Below are 9,163 nucleotides of genomic sequence, written 5' to 3'. Positions count from 1 at the left end.
ACGCCGACATCGCCGACTTCTGGCTCGGGGCCACGCCCCCCGGCGCCCTCCGGGTGCCCGAGCTGAAGGGGCGGAAGATCCTGGTGGTGGACGCCGAGGACGCCTTCACCGCGATGATCGTCCAGCAGCTCGAAGCGCTCGGCCCCACCGCCGAGGTGCTGCGCTACGACCGGCTGCACGGCCGCCTCGACGGGTTCGACGCGGTCGTGATGGGCCCCGGCCCCGGCGACCCGCAGGACACCGCCGACCCGAAGATCGCCGCGCTGGACACGGCCGTGGCCCAGCTCCTGCGCGACCGGCTGCCGTTCCTCGCGGTCTGCCTCAGCCATCAGGTGCTCAGCCGCCGCCTCGGCCTCCCGCTGATCCGGCGGGCGGAACCCAACCAGGGGCTGCAGCGCGCCATCGACCTGTTCGGACGGCGCGAACGTGTCGGCTACTACAACACGTTCGCCGCCGTCAGCCCCGCCGGGCACCACCACGTACCCGGCACCGGAGAGGTCGCGGTCAGCCGGGACCCGGAGACCGGCGAGGTCGACGCGCTGCGCGGGCCGCACTTCGCCTCCTTCCAGTTCCACGCCGAGTCCGTGCTCACCGTCGACGGGCCCCGGCTGCTCGGGGACGCGCTGCGGGGGGTGCTCGCCCGGTGAGGCTGGAGATCGCCTGGTGGGACCTGGACGACTCGCCCCAGAGCATCCGCACCCTCAACGCGCACCTGTCGGAGGGGGTGACCGGCGACTGGGCCGAGGTTCCCGGCCTGAAGGTGAAGTACTGGGTCGCCGACCCGGCGCACAACCGCTGGGGTGCCGTCATGGTGTGGGAGACCGACCGCCCCGCCGGCCACCCGCTGCCGCCCAACCGTGCCGCCGACCTGATCGGCCGCCCCCCGGACCACCGCATGGGCTTCGCCGTCGAGGCCCTCGCCGACCCCACCGCCCTCCCGATTCCCCAGGTCACCCAGGAGCCCCGCTGATGCACGAGTACCTGCTCGTGGACGCCTTCTCCCGCAAACCGCTCTACGGCAACCCGGTCGCCGTCTTCCTGGACGCCGGCGACCTGTCCGCCGAGAAGATGCAGCGGATCGCGCGGGAGATGAACCTCTCCGAGACCACTTTCGTCCACCCCGCCCGCGACGGCGGCGACGCGCGGATCCGCATCTTCACCCCGGTCAACGAACTGCCCTTCGCCGGGCACCCGTTGCTCGGTACGGCGGTCGCGCTCGGCGAGGTGCTCAAGCGGGACCGGCTGCGGCTGGAGACCGCCATGGGCACCATCCCCGTCGAACTCGGGGACGACGACGGCGCGGTGACCGTCCGCATGCAGCAGCCGCACCCCGTCTGGGAACCGTACGAGCACGCCGGGGAACTCCTCGAGGCGCTCGGCGTCACAGGGACCGTCGCGCCGGTGGAGATCTACCGCAACGGGCCCCGCCACGTCTTCGTCGGGCTGGAGAGCGTCGCCGCGCTCTCCGCGCTCACCCCCGACCACCGCGCCCTCGCCCGCTTCCCCGACATGGCGGCCAACTGCTTCGCCGGGGAGGGCTCGCACTGGCGGACCCGGATGTTCTCCCCGGCCTACGGCGTCGTCGAGGACGCGGCGACCGGCTCGGCGGCGGGCCCCCTCGCCATCCACCTCGCCCGGCACGGCCTCGCCCGCTACGGGCAGCCGCTGGAGATCCTCCAGGGCGTGGAGATGGGCCGCCCCTCACTGATGCTCGCCACCGCCGAGGGCACCGGGGAACACATCACCTCCGTCCAGGTCGGCGGCCACGGCGTCCCCGTGGGGCGCGGAAACCTCTACGTCTAGGCCGGACCGACTCAAGGAAGGCACGGCATGAACAGCAGCAAGTTCGAGAGCCTCACCGGCCGCACCGACCGCGGCTTCCCGGAGTACGACGACCCGCCGGCGGAGCCCCTGGGCCTGGTCCGGTCCTGGCTGGCCCAGGCCGTCGAACAGGGGGTGCGCGAGCCCCGGGCACTCGCCCTGGCCACCGCCGACAAGCGCGGCCGCGCCTCCACCCGCGTCGTGGTCTTCGGCGGCATCGACGACGAGGGCCTGCTGTTCACCACCCACAGCACCAGCCGCAAGAGCCGGGACATCGAGGAGACCGGCTGGGCCTCCGGGCTGCTCTACTGGCGCGAGACCGCCCAGCAGATCAGCATCGGCGGCCCCGCCGTCCCCATCGGAGAGGCCGAGGCGGACGCCCTCTGGCACGCCCGGCCCGTCCCGCTGCACGCCATGTCCGCCGCGTCCCAGCAGAGCGAGCCCCTCACCGACCCCGACGCGCTGCGCGCCGCCGCCGAGTCCCTCGCCGCCACCGGCGCCGCCCTGGACCGCCCAGCCCGGTTCACCGGCTACCGGCTGGTCCCGCACGAGGTGGAGTTCTGGTCGGCCCGCTCCGACCGGATGCACCACCGGCTGCGCTACGAGCGCGACGGCGCCGACTGGCACGTCACCCGGCTCCAGCCATGACCACCCCCGACGACAGGAGCCGACCCGCCATGCAGGAACGCGCCTTTCCCCTGGTCTTCGCCGAACACGTCCCGGCGACCGCCGCCTTCTACGAACGGCTCGGCTTCACCCGGCTGCGGCAGAACCCACCCGAGGGCGAGCCCACGTACATCGCCCTCGCCCGCGGCACGGCGGAGCTGGCCGTCGTCTCCGCCGACTGGCCCGCCACCCGGTACGACAGGCCGCTCGGCACCGGGGTCCGGTTCGAGATGTTCGTCCTCGTCGACGACCTGGACACCCTGCTGAAGGAACTCGCCGGGGCCGGCGTCCCGTTGCTGCGCGACCCCGTGGAGATGCCGTGGGGCGAGCGGATCGCCTATGTCACCGATCCCGACGGCAACCCCGTGGCCCTCGCCGCCGGACCCCACTCCTGACCATCTGACCTGGGACGCGCCATGACGCTGGACATCGCCGAGACCGACCGCATCCTCGAACCGCCGCACGGCACCCGCCCCGACCCGGACGCCTTCGTCCAGGCCGCCATGGCCTGGCATTTCGACCCGGACACCGGATCGCCGTTCTGGCTCAAGCGGGCCACCGCCTTCGACTTCGACCCCCGCCGCGACATCCGCACCCACGCCGACCTGGCCCGCTTCCCCAACGTCGCCGCCGAACTGCGGCACGTGCCCGCCGCCGACCTCGTCCCGCGCGGCTACGGCGACCGCCCCGACGTGATCGGGGTCTACGAGAGCGGCGGCACCACCGGCGCCCCCAAGCGCGTGGTGCTGCTGCGGGACTGGCTGGAGCGCACCCTGCACTGGAGCAACGAGGCGCTCGACGCGCACGGCTTCCCGCGCGGCGCCGACTGGCTCGGCCTGGTGCCCGGCGGCCCGCACATCGTCGGCGAGTACTTCCAGCGCTCCGCCGCCACCCACGGCCGGTACGGGTTCCGTGTCGACCTGGACCCGCGCTGGGTCAAGCGGACCATCGCCGAGGGCCGGGGGGCCGAGGCGGGCGCCTACGCCGAGCACGTGATCGACCAGGCCGCCGAGGTGCTGCGCACCCAGGACATCGGGGTCATGACCATCACCCCGCCCCTGCTGGAGCGGCTGGCCCGCCGGGACGACCTGGTCGGCCTCGTCAACGACAAGGTCCGCGCGATCCGCTGGGGCGGCACGCAGATGGACGCCGACTCCCGCCACCTGTACCGCACCGAGGTCTTCCCCGACACCGTCCTCAGCGGCAACTACGGCAGCACGATGATCCTCGGCTTCGCGGGGGAGCGGCCGGGGCTGCCCGACGAGGGGCCCTGCGTCTTCGACACCCTCGACCCCTGGGTCACCTTCGGCGTGGTCGACCCCGGGACCGGCCGGCCCGTCCCCTACGGGGAGCGGGGGCGGGTGGTCGCCCACCACGTCAGCAAGTCCTTCCTGCTGCCCAACAACCTCGAACGCGACCTGGCCACCCGCGTCCGGCCGCCCGAGGGCGGGATCGGGGACTCCGTCGCCGACATCGCGCCGGTCGGCACCTTCGAGAACGAGCCGGTCATCGAGGGGGTCTACTGATGCCGCCCGCGCTGGAAGAGGAGGAGCTGCCCCAGCTCGACGCGCTCGGGCCGAGGGGCCCGTACCGCGCCCGCAACCGGCTCACGGTCACTGATGTCTCCGGCGCACCGGTCGCCCAGCTCAGCCTGGTGCCGGGGGTGTTCCTGCACCGTGCGCTGACCGCGCTGCGCCGTGCCGAGCCTGCGGCCCCCGACCGGCGGGCCGCCGTACTGGCCCGTGCCGCGGAGCTGTTCACCACCGGCCGGGTGGGCGGGCTGACCGTCGCCGAGCACGAGCACCTCGTCAGCCGGGTCGGCGGAGTGCCCCTGGGGGTCGTCCGCACCGCGACCCGCGCCATCGGTGAACGCCTGGCGGCCGCGTACGACAGCGCGCGGCGCGCCAGGCCGGTGGACGCCCGCGACGACTGGCGGGACCCGCTCACCCGCGCCGGGCGTGCGGTGTGGACCCGGCGCGGCGAGGTGTTCGCGGTGAACGCGGCCGGCAACCACCCGGGCACCCACAGCCTCTGGCCCGAGGCGCTGGCGCTCGGCTTCCGGGTCGCCGTCCGCCCCTCGCGCCGGGAGCCGTTCACCCCGTACCGTCTGATCACCGCGCTGCGCGAGGCCGGGTTCGGGCCGGACCAGGTGGCGTTCCTGCCCACCGGGCACGAGCTGGCCGACGAGCTGCTGCGCGGCGCCGACCTCGGCATGGTGTACGGCGGCGACGACGCGGTCCGGCGCCACCGGACCGACCCGGCGGTGCTGACCCAGGGACCCGGCCGGTCCAAGATCCTCGTCACCGCCGACGTGGACTGGCGCGAGCACCTGGACACCATCGTCGACTCGGTCAGCCACCACGGCGGCACCGGCTGCGTCAACGCCACCGCCGTCCTCGTGGAGGGCGACCCGGCACCGCTGTGCGCGGCCCTCGCCGAACGGCTCGGCGCGCTGCCCGTGCTCGCGCCGGAGGACGACAAGGCCGTACTGCCGGTCCAACCCGTCGCCACAGCACGGGCGTTCGGTGCCCATCTGGCGAACCGGGCGGCAGGCACCCGGCCCTGGCTGGGCGCGGAGGGGGTCGTGGCCGAACTCGGGGACGGCAGCGCAGCGTTGCGGCCCGCCGTGCACCAGGTCGACCGGCCCGACGCGGCCCAGCTCGGTGTCGAACTGCCCTTCCCGTGCGTCTGGGTGGCGCCCTGGACCCCCGAAGCCGGCACGGCCGTCCTGCGGGACAGCCTCGTCGTCACCGCCCTGACCACGCGGGAGGAGCTGATCGACCGACTGCTGGACGAGCCCACCATCGGAAACGTCTACGTCGGCGACACCCCCACCTACCGCATCGCGCCCGGACTGCCGCACGACGGCTTCCTCGGCGACTTCCTGATGCGCACCAAGGCGGTCATCCGCACCTGAGCCGCCCACCAACCGACCTGCCAGACCGAGCACTTGTCGAAGGGACCACCACACCCATGCACGCCGTTTCGTACACCGCACAGTGGATGGCCGCCGCCCGCGCCCTGGAGTCCGAGCGCGAGGACGCCCTCTACGTCGACCCGCTGGCCCGCGACCTCGCCGAGCCCAAGGGGTTCGAGCTGATCGACCGCTATGTCGGCGGCGGTCTGCTGCCGTTCATCTCCATCCGCACCCGCTTCCTGGACGACGCGATCCGCGACCTGCTCGCGGACGGCTCGATAGGCCAGGTCGTGCTGATCGCCGCGGGGATGGACACCCGCGCCTTCCGGCTCGACTGGCCCGACGACGTCGACGTCTACGAGGTCGACCACGGCCCGCTCATCACCGAGAAGCGGCGCCGCCTCGACGCGCTGGGCGCCAAGCCCGGCGTGCGGCGCCACGAGGTCTCCGCGGACCTCACCAAGGAGTGGCTGCCCGACCTGGAGGCGGCGGGCTTCGACCGGACCCGGCCCACGCTGTGGGTCGCCGAGGCGCTGACCTTCTTCCTCACCGAGGAGCAGGCCGCCGGTCTGCTGCGCCTGCTGGCCTCCGCCTCCGCGCCCGGCAGCCACCTCGCCTTCGACATCCTCGGCCGGACCCTGCTGCGCAGCCCCTTCTCCAAGCCGTTCCTCGACCGGCTCGCGGAGGACGGCACGCCGTGGATCTTCGGCACCGACGAGCCGGAGCCGTTCCTGGAGGCCAACGGCTGGGAGGTCGAGTCGCTGAAGGAGCCGGGCCAGCCCGGCGCGGGGGAGGGGCGCTGGCCGTACGACGTCCAGCCGCGCGGGCGCCGCTTCGCCAACCGCCTGTGGCTGATCCGCGCCCGCCTCGCCGCACAGTGACGCCGGGTCCCTGAGCACGCGGCGGCGGGAACCCCGCCGAGGGGTTCCGCCGCCGCGGCCCGTGGACCGCCGGCGCCGCTTCAGTCCCGCGCCTGGAGCCGTTCCCGCAGCTCCAGGTTCTCCTCCGCCAGCATCCGCAGCCGCTCCCGCACCGGCTCCAGCGCCTCGGCCAGCTCCGGCTCCGAGTAGCGCGGAGTGATGTGCTTGGGGCAGTTCCAGAACAGCCCCTCCACCCGGATCAGCATGAGCTGCTCCAGCGGACCGTCGGTGCGCAGATCGGACAACCGCTCGTGCAGTTCCGGGAATTCGGCCGGATCACGGGTCTCCGCGCGGCCGAAGATCTTCAGCCGGGTGGGGTTGGCGTAGTCCATGAAGAACAGCGAGACCCGGTCGTCGGAGCGGAGGTTGCCCGCGGTGATGTACTGCCGGTTGCCGCGCACCTCCACCCAGGCCAGCGTGCCGCTGTCCAGCACATGAACGAAGCCCGGCGGCCCGCCCCGGAACTGGACGTACGGCCAGCCGTCCTCCCCGGTGCTGGCCAGGTAGAACCCGTCGCGGGCCGTGATGAAGTCCGCCTCGTCCGGCCCCAGCCGGTCCGGCTCCTCGGTGTCCTGAGCCAGCAGCCGCGCCATCGCCTGCGCACTGCCCCGCTCCTCCTGCACACCCCGCACATTCCTGGTGAACGCCAACCGCGCGTACCGGCTCATCCACGCCCCCTGAAGCCCACACCACCAAAACCCGGTCGACGGCCGACTTTATCCACGGCCCGCCACGCGGCAAAGGACCACCAGGGTCCGGACGCGCGAGGACCCCCGCCCGGCGGGCTGCCGGGCGGGGGTCCTCGGTCACCTCATCAGGTGCGGTAGGCGTAGAACGCCGCCGTCGGGTAGGACGCGACGAGGCTGGCCACCGACCGGTTGTAGGTGTTGGTGGAGTGGTACGTCACGTAGGGCACGCCCTGGGCGTCGCGCTTGGTGACGATCATCGTGTGGTCCTTGGACCCGTCCTTGTTGAAGTCCATCTGGATGACATCGCCGATGTCGGCCTGGTAGACATTCGCAAGGCTCGTGACCCGCTTCGAGGACAGCGCGAACCAGGAGAACTCGTTCACACCCACGAAGGAGTCCGACTGGATGTCGGCGGTACCGAACCACTTGTGGAAGTCGTTCGTGTAACCGGGAACGTGCTTCCAGCCACCCGCCTTCAGCGCCTGGCTGACGAAGTTGGTGCAGTCACCACCGGCGCCGGCCCCGTTGAAGTCCGGGTACTCGGTGTTGTACTTGCTCCAGTACTTCGTCGCGTACGCGGTCATGGCCTTGTAGTCATAACCGGTACCCGTCAGGGTCTTCGGCTTCGCCGGAGCCGGCCGCGTGGTGGCCGCGCGAGGCGCGTCCGGCGGGCCGTCGTCCGCCTTCACCGTCGGCTTGGCGACCTCGGGCTTCGCCACCTGGTTCACCGCGAGGTAACCCTCGTCGGTGTCCTTGATGCGCGTGAGCTGCCAGTTGCCGCCGCGGTCCGCCTGGAAGGTCAGCTCGTGGTGGGCCTGGAACCCCGTGGTGGGGGGCTCGTTGCCCGTGACCTTCTTGTACGTGAGCGACGTGGTCTCGGTGACGGCCACCGTGGCACGCCGTCCCTTGACCTGCGTGGCGTCCAGCTTCACGCTGGTGCTGCCCGCGCTGTACTGCTCGCCCAGCGCGGCCAGGCGGCTCTTGCGGCCGCGCAGCTGGCTGAGCGCGGAGTCCTCCTGGCGCGACTGCGTGCCGGACAGGCGCACATCGCCGGAGAAACCGGAGGTCCGCTGCTCGCGGTCCTGCGAAGCACCGCCCACCAGGGCCTGGGTGCGGTCGGTGAAGACCGCGTCCGCCAGCCGCTGGAAGGTCGCCTTGGTCGCCGTGTCGACGGTCGGGTCGTCGGTGACCGCCGCGCCCGCGCTCCAGTTCGGCAGCAGGGCGACGCCCGCCACCACGGAGGCGGCCGCCGCCGAGATTATGGTGGCGCGGCTCCGCTTACGGCTCAATTTTCTTGACTTCAATGATGTTCCCCTCTACGCCGGTACACAGACCGGGACTCCGGTGACAGAGACCGGGTGAACGCATCTTCGCACGCCGTGTGCGGCGGGTGTGAAGACGGGATGCACAAGTGGAACCAGACTGTTTCACAGGTCACTTGACGACCGACGACCAGTCAGGCGACTGGGCGGGGTCCAGGGTGCGCAGCCGCGCGAGCGTCTGCGGTGTCTGGACGTCCATCCAGTCGGCCAGTTCCTTGAAGGACACGCACTTCACGCCCTTCTTGGTGCACACGTTCTTGACCACCTGGTCGATGGCCCGCATGTAGATGCCGCCGTTCCAGTCCTCGAAGTGGTTGCCGATGAACAGCGGCGCCCGGCTCCCGTAGTACACCCGGTTGAAACCGGCCATGTACGAATCGACCGTCTGCTGCTCCCACTTGGGGAACTCGGCCGCGTTGCCCTGCGTCTCGCCGTCCGACTGGTTGTACAGGAAGTTGAAGTCCATGGACAGGCCCTGGTACTTGCCGGACTCGTACGGCAGCATCTGGAGCGGGAAGTCCCAGACGCCGTCCTTCTTCGCCGGCCAGATCTGGAAGTCGCCCGCGGAACTGGCGTCGTAGCGCCAGCCGTAGCTCTTGATGGCCTTCAGCAGGTTCTTCTGGCCCTCCAGACAGGGCGCCCGGCCGCCGGTGACCTCCTTCTTGAAGTCGAAGGGCAGCGGGTCGATGTCCTTGTAGCCGGTATTGGACTTCCAGTGCTCCACGAACGAGTAGAACTGGTCGATCTCGCTCTTCCACTCCTCGACACTCCAGTCGCCGCCGCCCTTGGCGCCGCAGAAGTGCCCGTTGAAGTGGGTGCCGATCTCGT

General features: G+C 71.9%; 10 protein-coding genes and 1 pseudogene. 8 read left to right on the top strand and 3 right to left on the bottom strand.

Annotated elements, in window-relative coordinates; translation table 11 throughout:
* The 8 genes from GT030_RS08100 to GT030_RS08065 form a co-directional block, all read left to right on the top strand.
* Positions 1 to 647: aminodeoxychorismate/anthranilate synthase component II (locus GT030_RS08100; protein ID WP_161200499.1), on the top strand; the 647-nt coding region annotated here is incomplete at its 5' end.
* Entirely contained in the window at positions 644 to 970 is a 327-nt protein-coding gene (locus GT030_RS08095; RefSeq protein ID WP_135790810.1) for a hypothetical protein, read from the top strand. The genes GT030_RS08100 and GT030_RS08095, both read left to right, overlap by 4 nt.
* On the top strand, positions 970 to 1,803 hold the full coding sequence (locus GT030_RS08090; protein WP_161200498.1) for a PhzF family phenazine biosynthesis protein: 834 nt from the start codon (positions 970 to 972) through the stop codon (positions 1,801 to 1,803). The genes GT030_RS08095 and GT030_RS08090 overlap by 1 nt, the downstream gene beginning before the upstream one ends.
* 27 nt (positions 1,804 to 1,830) lie before the next feature.
* Positions 1,831 to 2,469 carry a phenazine biosynthesis FMN-dependent oxidase PhzG gene (gene phzG / locus GT030_RS08085; protein WP_161200497.1) on the top strand — a complete coding sequence of 213 codons (639 nt, stop codon included), beginning with the start codon at positions 1,831 to 1,833 and terminating at the stop codon, positions 2,467 to 2,469.
* Positions 2,470 to 2,498: 29 nt separating this feature from the next.
* A complete protein-coding gene (locus tag GT030_RS08080; RefSeq protein WP_161200496.1) occupies positions 2,499 to 2,882 on the top strand; it encodes a VOC family protein in 384 nt (127 codons plus the stop codon).
* Between the two features lie 21 nt (positions 2,883 to 2,903).
* Positions 2,904 to 4,013: a phenazine antibiotic biosynthesis protein gene (locus GT030_RS08075; RefSeq protein WP_161200495.1), complete on the top strand. Its 1,110-nt coding sequence runs from the start codon at positions 2,904 to 2,906 to the stop codon at positions 4,011 to 4,013.
* Positions 4,013 to 5,404, top strand: a complete 1,392-nt coding sequence (locus GT030_RS08070; RefSeq protein WP_161200494.1) for an aldehyde dehydrogenase family protein — start codon at positions 4,013 to 4,015, stop codon at positions 5,402 to 5,404. The genes GT030_RS08075 and GT030_RS08070 overlap by 1 nt, the downstream gene beginning before the upstream one ends.
* Before the next feature lie 56 nt (positions 5,405 to 5,460).
* Positions 5,461 to 6,285, top strand: a complete 825-nt coding sequence (locus tag GT030_RS08065; protein ID WP_161200493.1) for an SAM-dependent methyltransferase — start codon at positions 5,461 to 5,463, stop codon at positions 6,283 to 6,285.
* Positions 6,286 to 6,365: 80 nt separating this feature from the next.
* On the opposite strand, the gene GT030_RS08060 is transcribed toward GT030_RS08065, so the two are convergent.
* The 3 genes and pseudogenes from GT030_RS08060 to GT030_RS08050 all read right to left on the bottom strand — a co-directional run.
* Positions 6,366 to 6,992, bottom strand: coding sequence for a pyridoxamine 5'-phosphate oxidase family protein (locus GT030_RS08060; RefSeq protein WP_161200492.1), 627 nt, complete (start codon positions 6,990 to 6,992; stop codon positions 6,366 to 6,368).
* Positions 6,993 to 7,138: 146 nt separating this feature from the next.
* Entirely contained in the window at positions 7,139 to 8,251 is a 1,113-nt protein-coding gene (locus GT030_RS08055; RefSeq protein WP_161200500.1) for an amidase domain-containing protein, read from the bottom strand.
* A 196-nt stretch (positions 8,252 to 8,447) separates the two neighbouring features.
* A pseudogene (locus tag GT030_RS08050) lies at positions 8,448 to 9,163 on the bottom strand (hypothetical protein); the annotation flags it as partial.

The organism is Streptomyces sp. SID1328, assembly GCF_009865595.1.
GTDB classification, from domain to species: domain Bacteria; phylum Actinomycetota; class Actinomycetes; order Streptomycetales; family Streptomycetaceae; genus Streptomyces; species Streptomyces griseoluteus.
Note: the sequence above shows the minus strand (reverse complement) of the source record. Positions and strands in the feature narration are given on the sequence as shown.

What these genes read in the sequence shown, in the direction of transcription:
- GT030_RS08065 (WP_161200493.1), top strand. Translation starts at nt 5,461, where the DNA reads ATGCACGCCGTTTCGTACACCGCACAGTGGATGGCCGCCGCCCGCGCC.
- phzG (WP_161200497.1), top strand. Translation starts at nt 1,831, where the DNA reads ATGAACAGCAGCAAGTTCGAGAGCCTCACCGGCCGCACCGACCGCGGC.
- GT030_RS08070 (WP_161200494.1), top strand. Translation starts at nt 4,013, where the DNA reads ATGCCGCCCGCGCTGGAAGAGGAGGAGCTGCCCCAGCTCGACGCGCTC.
- GT030_RS08090 (WP_161200498.1), top strand. Translation starts at nt 970, where the DNA reads ATGCACGAGTACCTGCTCGTGGACGCCTTCTCCCGCAAACCGCTCTAC.
- GT030_RS08060 (WP_161200492.1), bottom strand. Translation starts at nt 6,992, where the DNA reads ATGAGCCGGTACGCGCGGTTGGCGTTCACCAGGAATGTGCGGGGTGTG.
- GT030_RS08080 (WP_161200496.1), top strand. Translation starts at nt 2,499, where the DNA reads ATGCAGGAACGCGCCTTTCCCCTGGTCTTCGCCGAACACGTCCCGGCG.
- GT030_RS08075 (WP_161200495.1), top strand. Translation starts at nt 2,904, where the DNA reads ATGACGCTGGACATCGCCGAGACCGACCGCATCCTCGAACCGCCGCAC.